Source organism: Syntrophaceae bacterium (assembly GCA_013177795.1).
Lineage (GTDB): Bacteria > Desulfobacterota > Syntrophia > Syntrophales > UBA2192 > UBA2192.
The window spans coordinates 261,609-284,483 of sequence record JABLXY010000001.1 but is presented as its reverse complement, the minus strand read 5'-3'; the positions used below and the strand labels follow the sequence as shown (position 1 = coordinate 284,483).

The following is a 22,875-nucleotide window of genomic DNA, read 5'->3' as shown; positions in this document are numbered from 1 at the left end:
CCTTGCCCCCCGGCCGCCGGTCAACTCCAACATCAACAATGACGGTTTTATGGTGCAGCCTTGCCCCGGTATGTAGACAGAGTCTATCGGGAATATTCAAGTATACGTAATTACTCGTGTTTCAACGTAAAAGTCAGCGAAACCGATCTCTATATTCTCGCCGATTCCGATCTCACTGCGCCAGCCTGCGAGGCGGTGCACCTGTATCGCTCCCAGATAGAGGAATACATCCGGATCCATCCTGAATTCGCGGCCTCGCTCGTTCCGCTCGCAAGTGATGCTTTGGCGCCCGCTATCGTCAGGACCATGCTCGATGCCTCCCTGAGGGCCGGCGTCGGTCCCATGGCCTCCGTGGCCGGAGCAATCGCCGAATCCGTTGGCCGGCGGCTGCTGGAGAAAACGGCAAACGTCATCGTCGAGAACGGCGGAGATATTTTTCTGAACGTAAAGGAGGACGTTTCCATCGGGGTCTTCGCCGGCACATCATCGCTGAGCGGGCGAATCGCCTTGAAGATCCGTGCCGGCGAGACGCCCATCGGGATCTGCACATCATCGGGAACGGTGGGGCACTCCCTGAGTTTCGGTGTTGCCGATGCGGTCTGCATCAAATCTAAATCGGCAGCGCTTGCCGACGCCGCGGCAACGGCTGTAGGAAACATCGTCAGGGTTAAAAACGATATGAGAAAAGGGCTTTCAAAGGCTATGTCCATCGAGGGCGTCCTCGGCGTGCTCATCGTGATGGGGGACACCCTGGCTGTCCAGGGTGACATGGAGATCATCAAGACGTGAGGCGGGAAAAGAACCAATCAATAAGTTTACATAACATATCTTATCAGACATATGCGTTTTGCATCCTGGCTCAGTCGCATCCGGCATTTATTTAATGCCGATGTCATTTCTGATTCTTCCCGTTCGGTACGCACAGATCCCAAATACAAGACTTTAACCAGCGCTTGAAGTATGCCCTTCATATACTTTTCGTAAAATCAGATTATGAAATTTTTAGTATTGCATCTCAGACGCATGGATCTTCTATTGCGTGTTTCAATAGTTTCATTTTTATATGTTATTGCAAGCGATAATTGACATAAAAGTTTCATTATTGCCAGAATTTGCTTGATATTACTTTTACAAGTAACTGTTTTATAAGCAGAATAAAAAATTACGGAATGAATAGAAATGGGATGGGATTCTCGAATCGAACTGATCGGTTCTTCAGCCCCTAAAGGCCCTCTTCGGCGAGCTTCTTGACCAGTTCAGCCTGCCTGGGAGTGAGTTTCTTGGGGACATCGACGAAGATGCGAACGTACTGGTCCCCTCGTCCCTCACCTTTCAGATGGGGCACTCCAAAGCCCTTCATGCGGATCTTGGTGTTGCTTTGGGTCCCGGGAGGAACCTTTATCCGTTTCGGAGGCCCGCCAAGAGTGGGAACGTCTATCGTAGTACCGAGGCAGGCCTGCGAGAAGCTGACGGTTTTCTCGACGTAAAGATCATCGCCGTCGCGCGAAAAAATGGGATGCGGAAGAACCTGGATGTTCAGGTAAAGGTCCCCGGCGGGGCCCCCGAAAGGCGACCGAAGCCCTTTGCCGGCAAGACGAAGTTTCTTGCCAGAGGAAATCCCGGCCGGGATCTTCACGTTGACCTCCTCGGTGATATCGCCCTTTCTCAAAGAGAGCTTCTTCTCTGTTCCGAGGACTGATTCTTCCAATGTAATCGAGAGGTTATACTCTATATCCTGATCCTTGGACGGAGCAGGCTCCCTTTGCCCGTAGGCCTGATCCCCAAAGATGTCGCCGAAGGGATCCGTCCGGCGCTGCGTATAGACGCGCCTCTTGCCGCCCTGGCCAGATGAGCCGCCGAACCAGGTGAACTCCCCGCCCAGATTGCCGAAACCGAAGCTGCGAAGGATGTCGTTGATGTCGAAGTTCCGGAAGATATCTTCCTGGGTGAACTTCTGCCGGAAGGCATCCGTTCCGAACTCATCGTACTGCTTACGTTTTTCCGGGTCGCTGAGAACAGCGTAGGCCTCGCTGATCTCCTTGAACTTCTCCTCGGCCCGTTTCTTGTCGGTCGGGTTCCGATCAGGGTGGTATTTCAGGGCAAGCTTTCGGTATGCCTTTTTTACGTCGTCGATGCTGGCGCCTTTATCCAGGCCCAGTACCTTGTAATAATCCTCGGCCATCTCTTGTGCCACACCTTCAGAGTTCGTATGGCGATAAAATAGGGATTGTGTTGCGCCTCGTCAATAATCCCCGATGCTTATCGGCCCGGCTCAGGCGGCACGACCCAGGTCGAAGGCCCTGAGGTTCGCCTCGACGATCTTCTCCGGCAGCATGTCCGCAAGGACCGTCTTCCAGTCTTCGGCGGCAATCTCGGGGATGTACCGGGAAACGGCTCCCAGCATGACCGTGTTGACGGCTCTCCGGTTGCCGGATTTGCCCGCAAGTTCCGGTCCGGGAACGACTTTCACGTTCTGCGAACCGAGCTGGGCGCGAAGGCTCTCGTCGATCCCCTTTGGATAGTCCGCATCGCCCAGATTCACCGACGGCGGGTAGATCTCCTCGTCATTGACGAGCACGAGACCACCGGGCTTCAGGTAATCCAGGTAACGGAGAGTCTCGAGCTTTTCGAAGGAGACGATGATGTCCACGTCCCCCTTACGCGCCAGGGGCGAGTAGACCTTCCTTCCGTAACGGACATGGCTCGTGACGCTGCCGCCGCGCTGGGCCATGCCGTGCACCTCGCTCTTCTTGACGTCATAGCCCTTCCGCATCATGACCTTGCAGATGACGTCGCTCGCCAGCAGGATTCCCTGCCCTCCGACGCCGGCCAGCAGCAGGCTCTTCACCCCGTTTTCCATGTCCCTATCCGTCCTCCCGCATGATTGCTTCCTGTCGGCACAGCTGTGCGCAAAACGTGCAGCCCGTGCAGAGCGCCGCGTCGATCACGGCGATCCCCTTCTGTTTCTTCCGTTCCGGCCTCGGGGGCAGGCCCGCCTTCTCGAAGTCCTTCCACGAGATGGCCGGGCAGCCGCAGCTCAGGCAGACCTTGCAGCCGATGCACTTGTCCGGGTCCGTGACGAAATGCCTTGCCCGGGCTGCCTTCTTGCTCATCAGCAGCACGCAGGGGGACCGGGCGATGAGCAGCGACGGCCCGTCTTTCTGGAGCTCGCGTTTCAGGACCTCCGCCGTGTTCTTGAACTGCAGCGGGTCGATGACCTCGACGCTCTCGACGCCCAGGACCTTCCCGAGGGCCGCGAAATCGAGTTCCTTCGCCTTCTCCCCCTGGAGGGTGTACCCCGTTGCCGGGTGCTCCTGCATTCCCGTCATCGCCGTCGTGCGGTTGTCGGCGATGATGAAGACCGCGTCGCTGCCGTTGTACGCCGCGTTGAGCAGTGCCGTGATGCCGGAGTGGATAAAGGTCGAATCGCCGATGACACCGACGACCTTCCCCTTCCCTTTCGGGCCCAGCGCCCTGCTCATGCCGTGGGCGATCCCGATGCTGGCGCCCATGCAGATGCAGCTGTCCATGCCGGAGAGCGGTTTCATGTAGGACAGCGTGTAGCACCCGATGTCGCCCGACACGAAGGCCTTCGTCTTGTTGAGCGCGTAGAACAGGCCGCGGTGCGGGCAGCCGGGACAGAGGTTCGGGGGCCTCGGAGGAATGGCCTGGGTCGTGACGGCCGGCGCCGAGAGCCTGCCGGTGACGCCTCTCTCGATGACGCCGGGGTCGAACTCGTTCGTGTAGGGGAAAACCGCCTTCCCCGTCACCTCGATCCCCATGGCCCTGACCTGCTCCTCGATGAAGGGGTCCAGCTCCTCGACGACATAGAGTTTCTTGACCTTCGAGGCGAAAGCCCGGATCAGCCTCTCCGGCAGGGGGTTGACCAGGCCGAGCTTCAGGTACGAGTAGTCCGGGAAGACGTCTTTCGCGTAGTTGTAGGGCATGCCCGCCGTGATGATGCCCACGTCGGGGGAACCCATCTCCACGCGGTTGCCGGGGAAGGTCTCGGCCCACTCCCGAAGGGCCTGCGTGCGCTTCTCCACCTCGACGCGCCGCGCGCGGGCGTTGATGGGCACCATGACGTACTTCAGGGGGAGGTGCTTGATTTCCGTGCGGTCCCCGAGTTCCCGCTGCGGTTCGAGACGGACGACGCTCTTGGAGTGCGACACGCGGGTTGTCGTACGCAGGAAGACGGGCGTGTCGAATCGCTCGGAGAGCTCGAAGGCAAGCTTGACGAAGTCCTTTGCCTCCTGGCTGTCGGCCGGCTCCAGCATGGGAACTTTTGCGAATTTCGCGTAGTTGCGGTTGTCCTGCTCGTTCTGTGAACTGTGCAGCGAGGGGTCGTCCGCCGTGACGATCACGAGCGCCCCGTTGGTCCCCGTGTAGCTCACGGTGAACAGGGGGTCGGCCGCCACGTTGACCCCCACGTGCTTCATCACCGCCATGGCACGGGCCCCCGCAAAGGAGGCCCCGATGGCCACTTCGAGCCCTACCTTCTCGTTGGGTGACCACTCGGCGTAAACGCCCTTGTACTGCGCAAAGGCCTCGAGGATCTCCGTGCTCGGCGTTCCGGGGTAGCCCGCACCGAAGGTGGCGCCGCACTCCCATGCTCCCCGTGCGATTGCCTCGTTGCCCGACATCAGTTCCAGCATCGTTCTCTCCGTTTCCTTCTATCCCAGCTGCGCGATCTTGCGCTTGATGAGGGTCGTCGCAGCGGGGTCTTTGGTTTTCTCCAGCGCCTTCCGGTAATAGTCGAGGGCCTTGCCGCGGTCGTTCATCGCCTCGTGGATGCGCGCGATATTGCGGTAGCTGATCCCCTCGTGCACGGCCCCCGGGTTCATCGAGGGGACCCGGCTGAAGGCCTCCAGGGCCTTTTCGTACTCCTTCTTCGCCTCGTGGGCGTAACCGATCCCAAACCAGGCGTAGATCGTCCGGATGTCCTTGCTGCCCGCCCGGTCGATGAACTCCCGGTAGACCTGGATGGACCGGTCATAGTCGCCCGCCTGGTAATAGAGGCTTCCGAGCTCGTAGCGGGCATTCTGCGCGGCATCGGTGGAGGGGAACCTATCGACGACATCCGCCAGCGCCTTGACGATCTCGGGGCCTGCCGTTCCCATGGCGTCGGCCCTCATCGCCTTCATCCGCGCATCGAAATGCAGCCTGGCCGCCTCGCTCTCCTGGGAAGCGGAGTAAAAATAGTAGCCGCCGCCCAAGACGATCGCGAGGACGATCGCGCCCGCAGCGATGTAGAGCTTGCGCCTGTTCTGCGCGGCATAGTCGAGAAGCTTGCCCATGGCCTCCTGAAAGGCATCGGGCTGCTCCAGGTCCTTCTTGTCCAGTTTTGACGCAACCATGATCCCGTTCTCCGGTGTCAATCAGACATGATCGGGCACCCGCCTGCGGCGCCGCCCGAAACGACTCGAACCGGCCGGTTCACCCTCCGGGCTGCCCGGCCTGCATCGCCCTGAATATCTCCCCCACCTGCGCCGGGGCCCGCACGATCTTGCCCTCCCGGTTCAGGAAGGCATGGAGCGTGGAGCCCTCCACGAGCAGCCGCTCCCGTTTCTCGTCCCAGATCTCGTAGGCGAACTTCACGCTGGCGCGCCGGAAGTACTCGATGCGCGTTTCGACGAGGACGATGTCGTCGTAACGCGCCGGGTAGAGATAGTGGCACGCCAGCTCCGTGAGGGGCAGGAAGAACCCCTCCTTCTCCATCTCGCTGTATACGATGCCCGCCTCCCGCATCAGCTCCGTGCGGCCGATCTCGAACCAGCGGATGTAGTTCGTGTGGTAGACGATCCCCATCGCGTCGGTGTCGGCGTAGATGACCCGGATCTTAACGACGCCTGTCTTCAACGAATCGTCTCCAGTCGCCGATGAACCCCCCCATCAGCTGACAGCCGGGGGACACCACGATGCCCGCCCGGCGGGCCGCTTCCTCGCTGTACCCCTCCGCTCCCCGGACGTTTTCGTCCCGCCGGGAGCAAAGGACGGCAAAGGGGCTCGGCTCGTCCGTGTGGGTTCTCTTCGCGATCGGCGTGGGGTGATCGCTCAGCACGAGGACCCGGAAGTCGCCGTGACGGCCGATCCCCTCGAGCACCGTGCCCACCACCTTCTCGTCAAAGTCCTCGATGGCCTTCACTTTGCCCTCGACGTTGCCCTCGTGCCCCATCTCGTCGGGGGCCTCCACGTGGACGAAGACAAAGTCCTTTTCCCCGAGGGCCTCGAGCACCTTCTCGGCCTTCCCGACATAGTTCGTGTCGATGTAGCCCGTAGCCCCCGGCACCCTGAGAATCTCGAGGCCCGCGTAGACCCCGAGGCCGTTGAGGAGATCCACGGCCGAGATCATGCCCCCCCGCAGGCCGTACTTCGCCGACAGGGGCTCCATGGCAGGCTTGCCGCCCTGCCCCCAAAGCCATATGGACGTGGCCTGCCTCTTCCCCAGGGCTGCCCGCTTCCGGTTCACCGTGTGGTCCCGAAGGATCTCCCGGGAGCGCAGCATGAGGCCGATCACGTCCTCGGCGCCCTTCCCCCTTGGGAGCCAGGCCGCCGTCGGCTGACCCGTGATGTCGTGGGGGGGCGTGGTCTCCACCTCGGGCCCCCCGCCCTTCCAGACGAGCAGATGGCGATATCCCACGCCGGGGTGGAATTGCAGCGTCGCCGTCCCCATCCCGCGGTCGATGTCCCGGATGAGTTCCCGTGCCTCGTCGGAGCTGATGTGCCCCGCCGTGAAGTCCACCATGATGGGGTCAGGCCCATCGCCGAGGGTCACGAGGTTGCAGCGGAAGGCCAGGTCCCCCGGCTCCAGCTGCACCCCCATGCTCGCTGCCTCGAGCGGCCCGCGCCCCGTGTAGCAGACCGTGGGGTCATAGCCCAGCACGGAGAGGATGGCCACGTCGCTTCCCGGGTTCATGCCCTTTGGGACCGTGTCGATCAGGCCCAGGGTCCCCTCGCGGGCGATCCGGTCCATGTTCGGGGTCTTCGCGTAGGCCAGAGGGGTCATCCCGCCCAGAGTGTCGACGGCCCAGTCGGCCATCCCGTCGCCGAGGAGCACCACGTATTTCATTTCAGCCTGTCGTCCTCGATGCGGATCCGCACCGTCTTGCCCTTCAGGACGGCCAGTCGGTCGATCTCCTTCAGGGCGATTCGCACGTCCCTCTCCCGGGATTCGTGCGTCGTCATGACCACGGGCACCGACCCCGTCCTGTCGGTCGCCCTGCCCTTCTGGATGACGGCGGCGATGCTGATGTTGTGCTTCCCGAGGATCCCCGAGATCTTCGACAGGACGCCGGGCCGGTCCAGTGCGGAGAACCGGAAGTAGTAGTTGGTCGCGATCTCTTCCATGGGCATCAGGTCGATGTCCTCGATCCCGTCCTCCGAGAGAGAGCGCGACGGGACGCGTCGGGAGATCCCCTTCTGGATGTCACGGGCGATGTCGATCAGGTCGGCCACAACGGCGCTCGCCGTCGGCATCATCCCCGACCCCTGGCCGTACAGGAACACGGACCCCGAGGCGTCGCCCCGGATGTGCAGGGCGTTGTAATTGCCGTTGACATTCGCCAGCAGGTGATCGAAGGGGATCATCGTGGGGTGGATCCTCGCCTCGATGGCATCGCCGCGCTGGATCGCGATGGCCAGCAGCTTGATCCTGTAGCCCAGTTCCCTGGCGAACTCGATGTCCTGCTGGCTCACCCCGGTGATGCCCTCCCGGTAGATGTCCTCCAGGTTCACCCGCTTGCCGTAGGACAGCGCCAGCACGATGCTCAGCTTGTGTGCCGTGTCGATGCCCTCCACGTCGAACGTGGGGTCGGCCTCGGCGAAACCGAGCTGCTGCGCCTCCCGGAGCACCATCTTGTAGTTCTTGCCCTCGTCGCTCATCTTGGTGAGGATGAAGTTCGTGGTCCCGTTGAGGATGCCGAACAGGGAACGGATCCGGTTGGCAGCCAGGCTCTCGCGCAGGGTCTTGATGACGGGGATCGTGCCCCCGACGCTGGCCTCGAAGCCGATGTTGACGCCGCGCTGTTCGGCCGCCTTGAAGATCTCGTCGCCATGGGTGGCCAGCAGGGCCTTGTTGGCCGTCACCACGTGCTTGCCCTGGCGGATGGCCTCGAGGATGAAGCTCTTTGCCGGCTCGTACCCCCCGACCAGCTCGATGACGATCGAAATCTCCGGGTCGTTCAGGATGGCCCGGGCGTCCCGAGTCAGGATCTTCCGGTCCACCGCCACCGGGCGGGGCGTCTTCAGATCGAGGTCGGCGATCCGCCGGATGACGATCCTCGCCCCGAGGCGCTTCTCGATCAGACCGCCGTTTTCCAAGAGAAGCTTGACGGTCCCCGAGCCGATGTTGCCGAAGCCGATCAGGCCGGCCTGGATGGTCTTCATGGCGCTGGCTCCTGTTTGCGCAGCCTGCCGCGCGGGCCGCGGCGCAACGCGTTCAAAGGTTTCGATTATAGTGAAAATCGCTGTCTTGTCAAAAGAAATCCAAAGGTCTCAGCCCGTCCGGGCCAGATCGAGGCGGCTCTCCCACCTCCACAGCAGGACCCTCCGCAGCAGGGCATGCTCCGGCCTCTCGAGCCGGGGGTCCTTCTGCACCAGACGGAAGGCCTCCTCGCGCGCCTCGGCCAGCAGCCGGCCGTCGCGCAGGATGTCGGCGACCCGGAAATCGGGCAGGCCGGACTGCCGCGTCCCCATCATCTCGCCGGGTCCCCGGATCTCGAGGTCCGCCTCCGCGATGCGAAACCCGTCATGGGTCTGCTCCATGACGGCCAGGCGCCTCCGGGCGACGTCCGAACCCCGCGATCCGGTCATCAGGATGCAGTAGGAGGGGATGTCGCTTCGGCCCACCCGCCCCCTGAGCTGGTGGAGCTGGGCGAGGCCGAACCGCTCGGCGTGCTCGATCACCATCAGGGTGGCCTGCGGGATGTCGATGCCCACCTCGATCACGGTGGTGGCCACCAGGATGTCGAGCCCGCGGCCGTTGAAGGCCTGCATGATCTGCTCCTTCTCGGCGCCCTTCATCCGGCCGTGGATCAGCCCGACGCGAAGATCCGGGAACACGTCCCGCTGCAGGTGCTCGGCCATGCGGGTGGCGTCCTTGAGATCCAGGGCCTCCGACTCCGTGACGAGGGGGTAGACGATGAAGACCTGGTTGCCCTTCGCGATCTCCTTCCGGATGATCTCGTAGACGCGCGGCCGTTCCCGCTCGTAGAAGACCTTCGTCCGGACGGGCTTCTTGCCCGGGGGCATCTCGTCGATGACCGAGATGTCCAGATCCCCGTAGACAGTCATGGCGAGCGTCCGCGGGATCGGGGTTGCCGTCATGACCAGCACGTCCGGGTTGGCGCCCTTGGCGCGCAGGGTTGCGCGCTGCACGACGCCGAAGCGGTGCTGTTCGTCGACGACCACGAGGCCCAGCCTCCTGAATTCCACCCCCTCCTGGATGAGGGCATGGGTGCCGACGACGATGTGCACCTCGCCCGCTTCGATTCGCCGCGCCGTCTCCCTCTTCTCCGGGCCGCGCATGCTGCCCAGCAGCAGGGCCGCTTTGAGGCCCAGCGAATCCGCCCACCGGCCGACGGTGCGGTGATGCTGCTCGGCCAGGATCTCCGTCGGGGCCATGAGGGCCGCCTGGTAGCCGTTCTCGCAAGCCGTCAGCATGGCCGCCATGGAGACGACCGTCTTGCCGCTGCCCACGTCGCCCTGCAGCAGGCGGTGCATCGGCGACGGCCGCGCCATGTCCCTGTGGATCTCGGCGATTACGCGGCTCTGCGCAGCCGTGAGCCCGAAGGGCAGGATGGAAAGGAACCGACGCGTCAGTTCCCCCTCCGTCCGGAAGGCGATGCCCTCGTCGAGGACATTTCCCGCGTGCTTCAGGGCCATGGCAAGCTCAAAGAAGAACAACTCGTCGAAAATGAGCCGTCGATGCCCGTCGGAGCGCATGGCGTTGAGGCGGTCCATGTCCTCGTCTGGACCGGGGAAATGCACGGCGCGCACGGCCTCGATCATGTCGATGAGGCCCTGCCTCTCGCAGATCTCCCGCGGGATCGGGCCCGGCATGTAACGGGCGTAGTCCTCGACGGCGTGGAGGAGAATCCGGCGCAGCTGCTTCTGCCCGAGGCCCTCCGTCTCGGAGTAGATCGGGACGATCCTCTTGAAGTGCAGATGGCTCTCCTCCCCCTCCTCGAGGATCTCGAAATCGGGGTGGATCATCTCGGGTTCGAACTGGTACATCCGCAGCTCGCCGGTCAGGATGACCCGGCAACCCGGCTTGAGGAGGTTGCGCAGATAGGCGAAGCTGCCCTTGAACCACTTGGCCTTCAGGGCGGCCGTTTCGTCGCGGATCACCGCCTCGAAAACCTTCCGTTTCCGGTACGGTTGGATCTCGGCCCGGACAACGGTGCCGACAACGGTCTCCTTCCTGCCGGCCTCGGCACGGGCAACAGGCTTGATCACGCGGCGGTCCTCGTACTTCCGCGGCAGGAACAGGAGGAGATCCTCGACGGTCTTCAGCCCCTTCCGGGCTAGCAGCTGTCCGATTCTGGGGCCCACCCCCTTGACGAACTGGGCCGGGCGGGTGAGTTTCTCCATGGCCGCCTCGAGCGAGGCGAGGGCCTCCCGCGGGACTCCCTGCGGCAATGAGGGGTCATGGGCTTCCCCGCCCCCGGCGAGTTCCGCCTTCAGGGCGTCCACGCAGGCGAGGGCCTCCGCGATGCGCCTCTTTCTTTCCTCCGGGGACGCGCCGTCGAAGCCCGAAACGACCCCTTCGAGCGCCGTCAGACGCAGCGCCATCCGGCCGGCCTGCCCGGCATTCTGCACCCTCTGCGGGAGCATGTCCCGCAGGGCGGCGATCTTCCTTCGAAGCGGCTCTTCGAGATCGCGCACGAGGGTCAGATTGCGGAAATCATTCCCGGCGGAAAACCGCAGGGGCGATTCGATCTTTTCCAGGGCCTGTTTCAGGGTTTCCACGTCCCTCTTCCCCTTGCGGCCGCAGCCCGTCCGCGGCTGCCGCCCCAGAATCGGGCCCTCTGCAAACCGGGGCCCGACAGAAATGGAACATTGCGATATGTCTATCAAATTTACCTTCCCCGCACAAGGCTCGAGTTGCCTGTCGGCTCAGGAACGAATTGACAAGCCCGCCGCTTTCGGATATGGTTCCTGCGGCTGTCCAGTGATCGGTTTCCGTCCGACCGCTCAGCCGCTTTCTGAAGCGCAGCCTGGGGGAGCTTATGGGGGGCAACGTGACGTACAAGGACTCCGGGGTCGACATCGACAAGGGGAACCGGTTTGTCGATGTGATCAAGCCGCTCGTCAAGACCACGTTCCGCAAGGAGGTCATGGGCGGCCTCGGGGGTTTCGGGGGGCTGTTCCATCTCGACAAGGTCAAATACAGGGACCCCGTCCTCGTTGCATCCACGGACGGCGTGGGCACGAAGCTCAGCATCGCGCGCATGATGAACCGCTACAACACGATCGGCATCGACCTCGTGGCCATGTCCGTCAACGACGTGGTCGTCCAGGGCGCCGAGCCCCTGTTCTTCCTCGATTACATCGCGTCGGGCGCCATCGACATTGAGATCGGCCGGCAGCTCATCGAGGGCGTCGTCAAGGGGTGCCGGGACGCGGGTTGCGCCCTGCTGGGGGGCGAGACGGCCGAGATGCCGGGCTTCTACGGCGAGGGGGACTACGAGCTGGTCGGCTTCTGCGTCGGCATCGTCGAGGCGGAAAGGCTCATCGACGGCTCCCGGGTCGGCATCGGCGACAAGATCATCGGCCTGGCCTCGAGCGGCATTCACAGCAACGGCCTGTCACTGGCGCGCAAGGTCTTCTTCGACCGCTGCGGCCTCCAGGCCCATGACCCCGTGGAAGGCCTCCTTCTGCCGGTGGGCGAGGAGCTGCTCACGCCGACGAGGATCTACGTCAAGAGCATTCTCAATCTCAACAAGAACTTCAGCCTCAAGGGGCTCGTCCACATCACGGGCGGCGGCTTCTACGACAACATCCCCCGGATCCTCCCGGAGCGCTGCGCGGCCGTGATCCACCGGGGAAGCTGGCCGGAGCTCCCCGTATTCCAGGCCATCCGGAAACACGGCCGCATTGAGGACTCCGAGATGTTCCGCGTCTTCAACATGGGAATCGGGATGATGATCATCGTCGACGGCGAAACGGCGCCGGAGGTCCTCGAGCGGCTGGGTGCCCTGGGGGAGAAGGCATACCTGATCGGTTCGATCGAGAAGCGGCAGCAAGACGCTCAACCCGTCATCATCGCCTGATGCGGAGTGCCGGAGGCCATCCATGCCGAGAATCGTGAACCTGGGCGTCCTCGTGTCGGGGAGCGGATCAAACCTTCAGTCCATCATCGACAACATCGAAAAGGGAACCCTCCCCGCGCGGATCGCGATCGTCGTCAGCAACAACCCCGGGGCCTTTGCTCTCGAACGGGCGCGAAAGCACGGGATTGCGGCCGCCGTGATCGAGCACGCGGGCTTCGCCGACCGGGAGGCATACGACCGCCGCGTCGTCGAAACGCTGCAGGCACACGGCGTGGAGCTGGTTGTGCTGGCCGGGTTTATGCGGGTCCTTTCCCCCCTTTTCCTGCGCGCCTTCCCGATGCGCGTCATGAACATCCACCCGGCTCTTCTGCCCTCGTTCCCCGGCACCCACGGCCAGAAGAAGGCCCTCGACTACGGGGTGAAGTTCTCCGGCTGCACGGTGCACTTCGCCGACGAGGGCGTGGACACGGGGCCCGTCATCATCCAGGCCGTGGTCCCCGTCTACGACGCGGACACCGAGGACACCCTGTCCCGGCGCATTCTCAAGGAAGAGCACCGGATCTACCCGCAGGCCATCCGCCTCTACGCCGAGGGGAAGCTGCGCGTCGAGGGGAGAAAGGTCCGAATCCTGGATCACCCGGAGCCGGAGGACAGTCCCCGGCACAACCCGCCCGTTACCGACTTCTGATGGATCTGTGATCCTCCCAAGGGCCGTGAAACGTTTTCCAGGGCCCGCTCAAGACGGCTTTGCGCAAACGGTTCTCAACGGGCGGCGGAGCCGAATGACCGGGCGCAGAGGCCGATATCGCGGCAGCAAAGTGCAGGGCGTCTGGAACCGTCCCGAAACGTGGGCGGTCGAACGAAACGGCCTCGCGGCGGCCCGCGGACCGTCCCCGGCCCCATGATCGCATTTGACAGGACGGGCCTCTTTCAGGAAAATGGGACATCACCGAAGGGCCTCCGCCGGAGGCCGGGAACGCAAACCATGTACGACGTGATCGTCATCGGCAGCGACCTCAGTTCCCTCATCGCCGCCCTGCTTGCCGCCCGCTACGGCCGAAAGACCCTGCTGGTCTCCGAGTCCGGCCTCGAGGATTGCCTCTCGCGCTCGGGATACGTCTTCAACATCGACCCCTTCCCATGGAGCGGCTTCGGCCTGGGGCAGGTTTTTTCGCGCCTGCTGTCGGAGCTCAACATCCCGCTGCCGGAACCCTCCCGCGCATCGCCGCTGAACCCGGCCCTGCAGGTGATCCTGCCGGAGCACCGCATCGACTTCTTCCTCGACCGCGACGCCCTCCTGCACGATCTCGGCCGGGAGTATCCCGGCGAGGAAAAGCAGCTCCAGGCCCTGTACCAGTCCGTCGCCAAGGTGGGGGAAACCCTCGAGCGCGCGGTCCGCGAAACCCTCGAGACCCGGGACCGATCCCTCAAGGGCCTGATGAAGAGCTGCCTCGACATGCCCTTCGTCATGGGCGAAATCTGGCGGCTCGAGCAGAAGATCCGCGCCGTCGCAAAGAGGCCCTCCCTGGGGGCCGTCTTCGACTCGGAGTTCACCCTGCTGTCGAACCTGCATGTCAACCATGCCAAGCCCCTTTCCTCGGCCTACCTGCTCTCGCTTCCGTGGCGCGGGCTCTACTACCACTTCGGGGGCAAGCACCGCATGCTCGAACAGCTCCGCAAGCGCTACGAGGACCTGCGCGGTGAAACCCTTTCACCCTGTGCGGTCGAGGCCGTCCGTGCGGGCGGCAGGATCGAGGTGGACATCCGGACAAAGGGCAAGCCGGCCGGCCTGCTGGCGCAGAGACTCGTCATCAGCACGAAGTCACCTGCCTTGGAAAAGGTCCTGTCGTCGGATGGAAGGTTCTCGAGGCTCGCCCGCCGGCTCCGAAAGGTGGAAACGCGCCTGTTTCCCTTCACCCTCCACCTGGGGGTCGACAACCGGGGGCTCCCCGACCGCATGGGCGAATACGTCATCCACATCTCCGAGCCCTCCGCAGAGGCGGCGTGCCCCTTCCTGTTCCTCGAAGCGAACGTCGCCGACGACACGGCCCTGGCGCCCCCCGGCAAGCGGACACTTGCGATTACGGCGCTTCTGCCCCGATCCCCCGTCGAGATGGCGAACGGCGAGCTCGCGGCCGCGGCCGACGACGTGCTCCTGTCGCTGGAAGGGTTTCTGCCCTTCCTGCGAGAGAGCATCGAGTTCATGGATCTCGACGGCTCCATCGATGTCTCCAGGCGTTACCAGCAGGTCGTGAACCCCCGGTACCGGTTCACGGGCCTCTCCCTACCCGGCCTGATGACCTTCCCGGTCCGCTCCCACCGTCCGAACGTCCTTTTGACCGGTGGGATGACCTTCGCGGGCCTCGGGTTCGAGGGGGAGGTGCTCTCGGGAATGAAGGCCGGCCAGCTCGCAGCGGGAGATTCAGAGAGATGAAAAAGATGCAGACCGATTTCGAGATCGACACCCTGGGCAAGCCCAAGATCCCCTCGCCGCTCACGGTGGGCTACTTCAAGAGCGATGCCGAAAGGGTCCTGAGCGACATCACCGTCGACACCCGGGACCCAAGGCGGGCCCGGCCCCTGTCATCGGTGTCCCTGGAAGTGGCCGGTCCCCGGGAGATGATCTACTTCGAGCCCCAGAAGGTCAAGGCGGCCGTGGTCTCCTGCGGAGGCCTGTGCCCCGGGATCAACGACGTGCTGCGTGCCCTGGTCATGGAACTCCACTTCCGCTACGGGGTCCGGAACATCATCGGCGTGAGGTACGGCTTCCAGGGCCTGATCCCGCGATACGGCCACGAATTCCTCGAACTGACCCCGGACGTGGTGAAGGACATCCAGGACCTCGGAGGCAGCATCCTCTCCTCCTCCAGGGGCGGCCAAAGCATCACCGAGATGGTGGACTCCCTGGAGCGGATGAACATCAATCTCTTCTTCGTCATCGGCGGCGACGGCACGATGCGGGCCGCCCAGCTGATCACGGAGGAGACGGCCCGCCGGAAACTGAAAATCGGCGTGATCGGCATCCCCAAGACGATCGACAACGACCTCGTTCTCATCCAGAAGAGTTTCGGTTTCGACACGGCCATCTCCGAGGCCGTCAAGACGATCCAGTGCGCCCACGTGGAGGCGAAGGGGGCCCCCATGGGGATCGGCCTCGTGAAGCTGATGGGACGACAGTCCGGTCACATCGCCGCGTCAGCGGCCCTGGCCTCGGGGGATGCGAATTTCGTCCTCATCCCCGAAGTGCCGTTCGACCTCGAGGGGGAGAAGGGGTTCCTCCGCCATCTCGAGAAGCGGATGCTGGCCCGGCATCATGCCGTCATCATCGTGGCCGAGGGCGCAGGGCAGAACCTCTTCGCCCGGAAAGGGCCGGTGCGCCGCGATGCATCGGGCAACATCCGTCTCCATGACATCGGGGTCCTCCTGAGGGACCGGATCGAGGAATACTTCCGCAAGAGGGCCATCGAAATCAACCTCAAGTACATCGACCCGAGCTACATCATCCGCAGCGTGCCCGCCAACGCCAGTGACAGCATCATGTGCGGCGTGCTCGCCCAGTACGCCGTCCACGCGGGGATGGCGGGAAAGACGGGCATGCTCGTGGGTCTCGTCAACGACGCCTACGTGCACCTGCCGCTCCGGGCCGTTGCCGCCCAGCGGAAAATGATCGACCCCAGGGGCAACATCTGGATGCTGGTTCTCGAGTCGACGGGACAGCCCCCCTCGATGAAGAACTAAAAAACGCTTGCATTCCCTCCGCCGTTGGTTTAGATAAGCGGACCGATTCTTTTCGAGAGGTGACGGTTATGGCCAGAGTGTGCGATGTCTGCGGCAAGGGCCCGGTGGTGGGTCACAACGTCAGCCACGCCAACAACAAGACGAAACGCGTCTGGTACCCCAATCTCCAGAAGCTCCAGGTCGTGGACAGCAAGGGGTCCGTGAAGCGGATGAAGGTCTGCACCCGCTGCCTGCGTTCGGGCTCCGTGCGCAAGGCCCTATAGACCGCTGGAAAAACCCGACGCAGCGATCTCCCGAAGCGTCGCCGACAGGAAGTTTTCGTGGTCGGCGACGCTTTCGATTCCCTTCTCCAGGAGATCCCTCACGCCCTGACGCACCGAATCCCCGGCCTCACCCCGGTAGAATTTCCACAGGAACAGGTCGATCCGCCCCTCGAGGCTCACCGACCGCCGCAGGATCTCCTGCCTGTAGGCCGCCAGCCCCTGCAGCAGCGCATCCCTTGCGAGTCCGCCCGATATCGCGTAGGCCCAGGCCAGCGTGTCGACGACTGTGGCGACGCCGTTCTCGAGTGTGGACTCCACGGCCCGCGAAAAGAGGTCCACGATCCCCGGGTTTCGCCTGTAAATCACCAGGTCCACGGCCATCTCGATGACGAGGTGGGAGCGGTAGAGCGCCTCGTCCCTGTCGATGGGCCTGCCGAGCCGCCGGTGCATTCCCAGCATGTCCTCCGCGAGCGCAGCCCCTTTGAGGAAGGCGTAGCCCCCCGATTCGTTTTCGGAACGGTCGTGGCCGCGGTGCGTGATGTGGCCGTGGTGGGACAGGTCGTCGACGAGCAGGTGAAACTGGATGAACCGGGCCCTCTCCCGGCCCGGCGGCATGGGGTGGAGTCTCTCCATCCGGTGGGTCATCTCGGGTGTGATTGCCCGATGAATGGGAAGGATGTCGGGCATGACGTTGTAGACGAGGATGTCGAGGTTGTCCGGCCCCAGGCGGGTCCCGGCGTATTCCCTCAGCAGCCAGGTATGCGTGTTGAGCAGCATGTTACCTTTGGACAGGAGTCACCGCATCCCCTGCGGCGCCCTCCTCACGGACGGATTCATTCCGGAACGCGGGCGCTTCCCTGCGCGTGCTGTCCTTCCGCGCTCCGTTGCAACCCTCGCAGGTGATCGGGAAGGCGCGATGCGGAATGCCACGAACGGCGAAGAGGCCTTGCGCCTTGCCCGATCGGGCCTCTCAGGAAATCCTGCGATATCCGTAACATCGGCACCATCAAAGATCAAGGGAGAATAATTCTTCCCTTGACAGCAAGCCCGACGCTGTTAATATAAACACGACTCTATCCCAGGCGCCCACGACGCAGGCCCTTATCCGGGCCGCGGAAACTAGTCTTTCTATGCTGCCGATCACGCGATGGAAACTGTCTGAAGTCAAAGAGGACACCCGTTCTCTTTTCTCAAAGGAATTCAAGCTGAACCCCATCGTATCCCAGATTCTCATCAACCGCGGCATCAACGATCTCGAGACGGCGCGGCGCTACCTGAACCCGTCACTGCACGACCTGCACAGCCCCTTCCTCATGAAAGACATGAAGGAGGGCGTGGCGCGCCTCATCCGTGCGGTCCAGGGCGGGGAGACGGTGGCGATCTACGGCGACTACGATGTCGACGGCATCACCTCCCTGGCGATCCTGTACCGCTTCCTCCGCGGGATCCACGACGGCGTCATGTACTACATCCCCGACCGGGTCGACGAGGGCTACAGCCTGAACCGAAAGGCCATTGACCGCCTCAAGGCACAGGATGTCCGGCTGATCGTCACGGTCGACTGCGGGGTGTCGGACCGGGAGGAGATCGAATACGCCCGCACGCAGGGCATCGACACGATCGTCCTGGACCATCACGAGGTCCCGGAGACGCTGCCCGCGGCCGTGGCGGTCATCAACCCCAACCGCAGCGACTGCCCCTTCCCGTTCAAGCACCTGGCCGGCGTCGGCATCGTCTTCAACTTCCTGATCGCGCTGCGGGGAGGGCTTCGCAACATCGGATTCTGGTCGCAGCGTCCCTACCCGAATCTCAGGGACTATCTCGACCTCGTCGCCCTGGGGACGATCGGCGATTTGTCACCGCTGGTCGACGAAAACCGTATCTTCGCCCGGATCGGCCTCGAACTGCTCAACGAGGATCGGCGGGTGGGTCTCAAGGCGCTTCGGGACACGGCCGGCCTGGGCAACACGGTGATCGACTCGGGCGTGGCCTCCTTCGCCCTCATTCCCCGCATCAATGCGGCTGGCCGGGTGGGAACCCCGGACGACGCCGTGAGGCTCCTCCTGACGGAAGATACCATCGAGGCCCAGCGGATCGCCGCCCGGCTCGATGCGTGCAACCGGGAGCGGCAGCGCCTGGAGAAGACGATCTTCGACGAGATCATGGCCCGGATCGACTCCATGGGAAACGCGAAGGAGAAGGGGGCCCTCGTGCTGGCGTCGCCGGAGTGGCACCCCGGCGTGATCGGGATCGTCGCCTCCCGCGTCGTCGACCGCTTCTACCGCCCCACGATCCTCATCAGCCTCAAGGACGGCATCGGCAAGGGGTCGGGGCGCAGCATCGCCGAATTCAACCTGTACGAGGGTCTCAAGCTCTGCGACCCCCTGCTCATCTCCTACGGCGGGCACCGCTACGCCGCGGGGATCTCGGTGAAAGAGGGGGACATCGAAAAGCTCGGCGAGGTGCTCGGGGAGATCGTGAAGGGGGGGCTCGTCGTGCAGGAACTGGTCCAGGAAACCCGCATCGATGCCCAGTGCAGCCTGAGCCAGGTCACCCACGATCTCGTGTCCCAGTTCGACCGGCTTGCCCCCTTCGGGATTCAAAACTCCGAGCCCATCATCTGTTCCCGCAACGTCCAGGTCTCCTACCCCACCGTCGTGGGCAACAAGCATCTCAAGATGCGGGTCTACGGCGACGGGGTCTCCTGCAGCTCGATCTGGTTCAACCGGGGCGATTACGCGCAGAACGTCGAGGGTGTGCGCCTCGACATCGCCTTCACCCCCCAGATCAACACCTGGAACGGTTCCTCGAGCATCCAGCTGAAGGTCCGGGACATCGCGGCGGCCTCGTCCGCCTGAGCCGCAGCGCGGAACCCCTGGATCAGCCTCCCTGCGGGGGAATGCGCAGGAGGCCGTCCGTCCCTGCCTCGGAAACCCCGGCCAGCGTGTGCGCGACGTGCACCATTGCCCGCAGCAGATCGGCCATCCGGTCGAACCGGAGCGTCTCGATGGTGTCCATCTCCGTGTGGTAGTTGGGGTTCCGGTAAAATGCCGTGTCCGTGATCATGACGGCCCGATACCCCGTCTTCCAGAAAGACCCGTGATCGGAAAAGCTGATTCCGGGCACAAACGCAGGGGCCGCAAGAGATTCCACGGGAAGAGGGGACGCCCGTTTGAGCGCATTCGCGACCGAGGTGACCAGCTCACGGGAAGGCAGGTTTCCCACCACGCCGATGAAGTTGCCGCGGTTCGAGAACATCGCTCCCATGCCGGGCAGCGGAAAAGCCTGGCTTCCCTCCCGGTCGTCGTAGTAACCCACCATCTCCAGGGAAATCATCCCGTGCACCTGTTCGCCTCGTTTCTGGGCCTCCGTGGCGTAGACGTAGCTTCCCATGCGGGATGTGCCGAACGCGGGCGGCTCCTCGAGGGTGAAGAAGATGAGCTTCAGCGTCCTCTCCGGGCGGAAGTCCTTCAGCGCTCGGCACAACTCGAGAAGCACCGCGACGCTGCTCGCGTTGTCGTCGGCCCCGGGTGTTCCCTCGGTGGTGTCGTAATGCGCGCCGATGATGACGGTCTCCTCCCTGCGTTCGTGGCCGCCGATCGTCACGATGAGGTTCTGATAGGGCCTGCCCTCGTAGTCGAACGTCTGACGATCGACGGGAAGACCCAGTTCCTCCAGTACGGAGAGAATGTACGCCTTCGCCCGTTCGAGCCGATCGTACTCGTAGACGCTGCGGGACCCGATCGTCACGCTGAGGTGATGCACGTGCCCATACAGGCGCGTCTCGGCATCTGCGGTGGAGAAAGGCCCCGCGACAGGCCTCACCGAGTCGGTCATTTTGACGCGGATGACAGGGTAGGCAAGCAGCGAGGCGGCAACGACAAGGACGAGCAGGAATGCATACAGCATGGTTCTGACCATCGACAACCCGTCGGCGTGAAAGGTCTGCTGCACGATTCTTTCACACCGGGCAGGGTAATTCAAGGGATTTGGCCCGGGGGCTTGATATTGAAACTTCCTGTTTCCCGTGTGGGGGCCCTTCTGATATAGTAGCGGCAAACATTTTGATGTCTCAAAGGAGGGTTCCCATGAAAAAGGAAGAACGGCTGAACGCCCTCGAGGTCGCCCTCGCCAATGAGATGAGGGAACGGGAATTCTACCTCAAGAGCGCCGAGCGTTGCCGCAACCCCCTGGGCAAGTCCATGTTCAAGCAGATCGCCGACGACGAGCTGGAACATTACGAGCGGCTCAAGGAGATTCACGGCCGCTGGAAGAAAGAGGAGAAGTGGCCGGAGTCACTGCCCGTCAAGGTCAAGGGGACCCTCGTGAAAGACATCCTCAAGGAGTTCCTTCTGAAGGCGGAAGCGGCCGCCCCCGGCGACAACGACGACCTGAAGGCCGTCCGCACCGCCCTGGACTTCGAGGCCCGGGGAGAGAAATTCTACGCCGAGCTGCGGGACGCCTCGTCCGACCCGAAGGAAAAGGCGTTCTTCGACCTGCTCTCCAAGATGGAGCGACAGCACTACCTGTCGCTCAAGGACACGGAGGACTACTTCTCCGATCCCGAGGGGTGGTTCCGCAAGAAGGAGCACCATGGCATTGACGGGGCCTGATGCCCCACGGATTCAGAAAGGAGGACCCCATGGCCGCATCGCTTACAGTGGGAAAGCGCGTGAGGGATTTCACGCTCAAGGACCAGAACGGTCAGGACTTCACGCTCTCGGCCTGCAGGGGAAAGAAGGTGCTGCTCTCCTTCCATCCCCTTGCCTGGACCTCCATCTGCGCGAGGCAGATGCAGGCCCTCGAGAAAAACGTGAAGGTCTTCGAGAAGGCGGGTGCCGTCGCCGTCGGCCTGAGCGTCGACAGCGTCCCCTGCAAGGCGGCATGGGCGAAATCCCTGAAGATCAGGAAAACGAGGCTGCTGGCCGACTTCTGGCCGCACGGGAAGGTCGCGGCCTCCCTGGGGCTGTTCCGCAAGGAGGGCTTCTCGGAGCGCGCCAACGTCCTTCTGGACGAAAAGGGGAAGGTCGCCTGGATCAAGGTCTACCCGATCAAGGAGCTTCCGAACATCCGGGAAGTGCTGGCTGCCATCAAGAAATGATCCCTTTGAAGACAGGTAGCGCGGAACGGTTTTGCAAGGCTCGTTTAAAGCGCCTTTGCGCGAACGGTTCTTGGCGAACCGGAACGGCCGCGAAGCCACATGTCTGAGCCCAAAGGGCGAGTTTGTGGCGTAGCAGTGGAGGGAGCTTAGAACCGTCGCAAAGCGCTTTTGAGCCGGCAAAATTGTTCCGCGTATCCTGTTCGATCGCCAGCTATTTCCAGCTTCGCTCATCCACGATCGCCTTGTACCCCTCGGCGAGGGTCCCCGGCGGGACCTGCTCGATCCGATCGATCCGGACCGTGCAGATCTCGGCAAACTGCTTCTCGAACGGGGCAATGTCCTCCTTTCCCCGCCCCGCACCCTGCGCCTCGATGCGGACCGTGAGAACGTCCCGGTTCCCCTCCCGGGTCACGACGGCCTGGAACTTTCGGCCCGGGAACCGCTCGGCAAGCTTCCTGAGCTGGCTTGGCGCCACGAACAGGCCCCTCACCTTTACGGCCTCCCCCACCCTGCCGGCCACTCCCGCAAGCCGCGGCGAGGTCCTCCCGCAGCGGCAGCGCCCGGGGATGAGCCTCGAGAGGTCGCCCGTCCCGAAGCGAAAGAGGAAGAAGATGCCGTTCGGGCGCGTGACCACCACCTCGCCCAGCTCCCCGGGCTCGACCTCCAGGCCCGTCTCGGGATCCACGATCTCGACGATCACCTCCTCGCAGAGGTGCCACCCGTTCTTCTCCCGGCACTCGTAGGCGACGTCACCCACCTCGGTTGCCCCGTACATCTGGTACGTGTCGATGCCGTACCTGCCCTCGAACTCGTCCCGCAGGGCCGGAAGAAGCGGTTCCGCGGCGAAGGCCGCCCTGCGGAGCCTGAAGTCCTTCCGGACGTCGTGCCCCTCCTCCTCGGCCCTCCCGATGATCGCCTTCAGGAAGCTCGGTGTGCCGGTGTAGCCTGTCACCTTCAGGTCGCGGATGAGCTGGACCTGCACGGCGGCGCTCGACGCGCCCGACGGGACGACGGTCGCCCCGACCCGGCGCAGACCGCTGTGGAAGGTGAGCCCTGCCGCGACAAGGTGATAGGAGAAGGCGTTGAGGACCACGTCCCCGGGGCCGAAGCCGGCGGCATGGTAGGCCCTCGCCCAGATCGGGTCCGACTCGGAGAGGTGCGGCTCGTAGACCGGCCCGGGCGAGGTGAAGATCCGGTCCACCGCGGCGTCGGGGTTTGCCAGCCCCGCGTAGGGGGGGTCGTCGATCTCCATCTGGACGATCTTCTCGCGGGAGATCACGGGAAGCTTTTTGAGCAGGTCGAAGGCCGCGCGCTTCGTCGGCGTGAGCCCGAGCGACTCGAACTGCCTGCGTATGACCGGCGATTTCTTCATGGCCAGCCGCATCATGGCCGACAGCTCCGCCGCCTGGTCGCTCAGCCTCTGCCTGCTGCTTCTGGTCTCCTTCGCGTCGAAATACCTGCCTCTCTGCCTCACGTCCGATGCCCCCTCTTTCTTGCGGAT

Annotated in this window: 20 protein-coding genes; 9 read left to right on the top strand and 11 right to left on the bottom strand. The window is 63.4% G+C overall.

Annotation, left to right across the window (positions count from 1 at the left end; translation table 11 throughout):
- Window positions 1-60: 60 nt before the first annotated feature.
- On the top strand, window positions 61-789 hold the full coding sequence (locus HPY67_01245) for a UPF0280 family protein (protein ID NPV03351.1): 729 nt from the start codon (window positions 61-63) through the stop codon (window positions 787-789).
- Between the two features lie 433 nt (window positions 790-1,222).
- Here HPY67_01245 and HPY67_01240 read toward each other — a convergent pair whose 3' ends face one another.
- The 8 genes from HPY67_01240 to recG all read right to left on the bottom strand — a co-directional run bounded on the left by HPY67_01240 (window position 1,223) and on the right by recG (window position 10,968).
- On the bottom strand, window positions 1,223-2,182 hold the full coding sequence (locus HPY67_01240; GenBank protein ID NPV03350.1) for a DnaJ domain-containing protein: 960 nt from the start codon (window positions 2,180-2,182) through the stop codon (window positions 1,223-1,225).
- A 90-nt stretch (window positions 2,183-2,272) separates the two neighbouring features.
- A complete protein-coding gene (locus HPY67_01235; GenBank protein ID NPV03349.1) occupies window positions 2,273-2,860 on the bottom strand; it encodes an indolepyruvate oxidoreductase subunit beta in 588 nt (195 codons plus the stop codon).
- Window positions 2,861-2,864: 4 nt separating this feature from the next.
- Window positions 2,865-4,655, bottom strand: coding sequence for an indolepyruvate ferredoxin oxidoreductase subunit alpha (gene iorA / locus HPY67_01230; GenBank protein NPV03348.1), 1,791 nt, complete (start codon window positions 4,653-4,655; stop codon window positions 2,865-2,867).
- An 18-nt stretch (window positions 4,656-4,673) separates the two neighbouring features.
- Window positions 4,674-5,357, bottom strand: coding sequence for a tetratricopeptide repeat protein (locus HPY67_01225; protein ID NPV03347.1), 684 nt, complete (start codon window positions 5,355-5,357; stop codon window positions 4,674-4,676).
- Window positions 5,358-5,436: 79 nt separating this feature from the next.
- Complete coding sequence (locus HPY67_01220) at window positions 5,437-5,808, bottom strand: acyl-CoA thioesterase (protein NPV03346.1); 372 nt, start codon at window positions 5,806-5,808, stop codon at window positions 5,437-5,439.
- Between the two features lie 31 nt (window positions 5,809-5,839).
- Complete coding sequence (locus tag HPY67_01215) at window positions 5,840-7,069, bottom strand: cofactor-independent phosphoglycerate mutase (GenBank protein ID NPV03345.1); 1,230 nt, start codon at window positions 7,067-7,069, stop codon at window positions 5,840-5,842.
- Window positions 7,066-8,385, bottom strand: a complete 1,320-nt coding sequence (locus HPY67_01210) for a homoserine dehydrogenase (GenBank protein ID NPV03344.1) — start codon at window positions 8,383-8,385, stop codon at window positions 7,066-7,068. Before HPY67_01210 ends, HPY67_01215 begins: the two co-directional genes overlap by 4 nt.
- A gap of 108 nt (window positions 8,386-8,493) precedes the next feature.
- A complete protein-coding gene (gene recG / locus HPY67_01205) occupies window positions 8,494-10,968 on the bottom strand; it encodes an ATP-dependent DNA helicase RecG (protein NPV03343.1) in 2,475 nt (824 codons plus the stop codon).
- Window positions 10,969-11,228: 260 nt separating this feature from the next.
- On the opposite strand from recG, the gene HPY67_01200 reads away from it, so the two are divergent.
- The 5 genes from HPY67_01200 to HPY67_01180 all read left to right on the top strand — a co-directional run bounded on the left by HPY67_01200 (window position 11,229) and on the right by HPY67_01180 (window position 16,273).
- Window positions 11,229-12,272 carry a phosphoribosylformylglycinamidine cyclo-ligase gene (locus HPY67_01200; protein ID NPV03342.1) on the top strand — a complete coding sequence of 348 codons (1,044 nt, stop codon included), beginning with the start codon at window positions 11,229-11,231 and terminating at the stop codon, window positions 12,270-12,272.
- Window positions 12,273-12,294: 22 nt separating this feature from the next.
- A complete protein-coding gene (locus HPY67_01195; GenBank protein NPV03341.1) occupies window positions 12,295-12,960 on the top strand; it encodes a phosphoribosylglycinamide formyltransferase in 666 nt (221 codons plus the stop codon).
- A gap of 297 nt (window positions 12,961-13,257) precedes the next feature.
- On the top strand, window positions 13,258-14,706 hold the full coding sequence (locus HPY67_01190) for an NAD(P)/FAD-dependent oxidoreductase (protein NPV03340.1): 1,449 nt from the start codon (window positions 13,258-13,260) through the stop codon (window positions 14,704-14,706).
- 5 nt (window positions 14,707-14,711) lie between these two features.
- Window positions 14,712-16,010 (top strand): ATP-dependent 6-phosphofructokinase, encoded by a 1,299-nt coding sequence (locus tag HPY67_01185; protein NPV03339.1) that lies wholly within the window; start codon window positions 14,712-14,714, stop codon window positions 16,008-16,010.
- A gap of 68 nt (window positions 16,011-16,078) precedes the next feature.
- Entirely contained in the window at window positions 16,079-16,273 is a 195-nt protein-coding gene (locus HPY67_01180) for a 50S ribosomal protein L28 (protein ID NPV03338.1), read from the top strand.
- Here HPY67_01180 and HPY67_01175 read toward each other — a convergent pair.
- Complete coding sequence (locus tag HPY67_01175) at window positions 16,268-17,050, bottom strand: hypothetical protein (protein NPV03337.1); 783 nt, start codon at window positions 17,048-17,050, stop codon at window positions 16,268-16,270. The two genes, HPY67_01180 and HPY67_01175, sit on opposite strands and share 6 nt — an antisense overlap.
- A 353-nt stretch (window positions 17,051-17,403) precedes the next feature.
- Between HPY67_01175 and recJ the strand changes: the two genes are divergently transcribed.
- Entirely contained in the window at window positions 17,404-19,131 is a 1,728-nt protein-coding gene (gene recJ / locus HPY67_01170; protein ID NPV03336.1) for a single-stranded-DNA-specific exonuclease RecJ, read from the top strand.
- A 22-nt stretch (window positions 19,132-19,153) separates the two neighbouring features.
- Here recJ and HPY67_01165 read toward each other — a convergent pair whose 3' ends face one another.
- On the bottom strand, window positions 19,154-20,194 hold the full coding sequence (locus HPY67_01165) for a M20/M25/M40 family metallo-hydrolase (protein NPV03335.1): 1,041 nt from the start codon (window positions 20,192-20,194) through the stop codon (window positions 19,154-19,156).
- A 167-nt stretch (window positions 20,195-20,361) separates the two neighbouring features.
- On the opposite strand from HPY67_01165, the gene HPY67_01160 reads away from it, so the two are divergent.
- Both HPY67_01160 and HPY67_01155 read left to right on the top strand, forming a co-directional pair.
- The gene (locus HPY67_01160) at window positions 20,362-20,886 is read left to right on the top strand and encodes a ferritin family protein (protein ID NPV03334.1); all 525 of its coding nucleotides are present in this window, start codon (window positions 20,362-20,364) and stop codon (window positions 20,884-20,886) included.
- Between the two features lie 29 nt (window positions 20,887-20,915).
- Window positions 20,916-21,374 carry a redoxin domain-containing protein gene (locus HPY67_01155; protein ID NPV03333.1) on the top strand — a complete coding sequence of 153 codons (459 nt, stop codon included), beginning with the start codon at window positions 20,916-20,918 and terminating at the stop codon, window positions 21,372-21,374.
- Between the two features lie 211 nt (window positions 21,375-21,585).
- Here HPY67_01155 and HPY67_01150 read toward each other — a convergent pair whose 3' ends face one another.
- Window positions 21,586-22,848, bottom strand: a complete 1,263-nt coding sequence (locus HPY67_01150) for an AMP-binding protein (GenBank protein NPV03332.1) — start codon at window positions 22,846-22,848, stop codon at window positions 21,586-21,588.
- Between the last annotated feature and the right edge of the window lie 27 nt (window positions 22,849-22,875).

Coding starts and splice junctions, on each gene's coding strand:
- HPY67_01220 (NPV03346.1), bottom strand. CDS start 5,808: ATGGGGATCGTCTACCACACGAACTACATCCGCTGGTTCGAGATCGGC.
- HPY67_01210 (NPV03344.1), bottom strand. CDS start 8,385: ATGAAGACCATCCAGGCCGGCCTGATCGGCTTCGGCAACATCGGCTCG.
- HPY67_01185 (NPV03339.1), top strand. CDS start 14,712: ATGCAGACCGATTTCGAGATCGACACCCTGGGCAAGCCCAAGATCCCC.
- HPY67_01165 (NPV03335.1), bottom strand. CDS start 20,194: ATGGTCAGAACCATGCTGTATGCATTCCTGCTCGTCCTTGTCGTTGCC.
- HPY67_01240 (NPV03350.1), bottom strand. CDS start 2,182: ATGGCCGAGGATTATTACAAGGTACTGGGCCTGGATAAAGGCGCCAGC.
- HPY67_01200 (NPV03342.1), top strand. CDS start 11,229: ATGGGGGGCAACGTGACGTACAAGGACTCCGGGGTCGACATCGACAAG.
- HPY67_01235 (NPV03349.1), bottom strand. CDS start 2,860: ATGGAAAACGGGGTGAAGAGCCTGCTGCTGGCCGGCGTCGGAGGGCAG.
- iorA (NPV03348.1), bottom strand. CDS start 4,655: ATGCTGGAACTGATGTCGGGCAACGAGGCAATCGCACGGGGAGCATGG.
- HPY67_01225 (NPV03347.1), bottom strand. CDS start 5,357: ATGGTTGCGTCAAAACTGGACAAGAAGGACCTGGAGCAGCCCGATGCC.
- HPY67_01215 (NPV03345.1), bottom strand. CDS start 7,069: ATGAAATACGTGGTGCTCCTCGGCGACGGGATGGCCGACTGGGCCGTC.
- HPY67_01175 (NPV03337.1), bottom strand. CDS start 17,050: ATGCTGCTCAACACGCATACCTGGCTGCTGAGGGAATACGCCGGGACC.
- HPY67_01190 (NPV03340.1), top strand. CDS start 13,258: ATGTACGACGTGATCGTCATCGGCAGCGACCTCAGTTCCCTCATCGCC.
- recJ (NPV03336.1), top strand. CDS start 17,404: ATGCTGCCGATCACGCGATGGAAACTGTCTGAAGTCAAAGAGGACACC.
- HPY67_01160 (NPV03334.1), top strand. CDS start 20,362: ATGAAAAAGGAAGAACGGCTGAACGCCCTCGAGGTCGCCCTCGCCAAT.
- HPY67_01180 (NPV03338.1), top strand. CDS start 16,079: ATGGCCAGAGTGTGCGATGTCTGCGGCAAGGGCCCGGTGGTGGGTCAC.
- HPY67_01155 (NPV03333.1), top strand. CDS start 20,916: ATGGCCGCATCGCTTACAGTGGGAAAGCGCGTGAGGGATTTCACGCTC.
- HPY67_01195 (NPV03341.1), top strand. CDS start 12,295: ATGCCGAGAATCGTGAACCTGGGCGTCCTCGTGTCGGGGAGCGGATCA.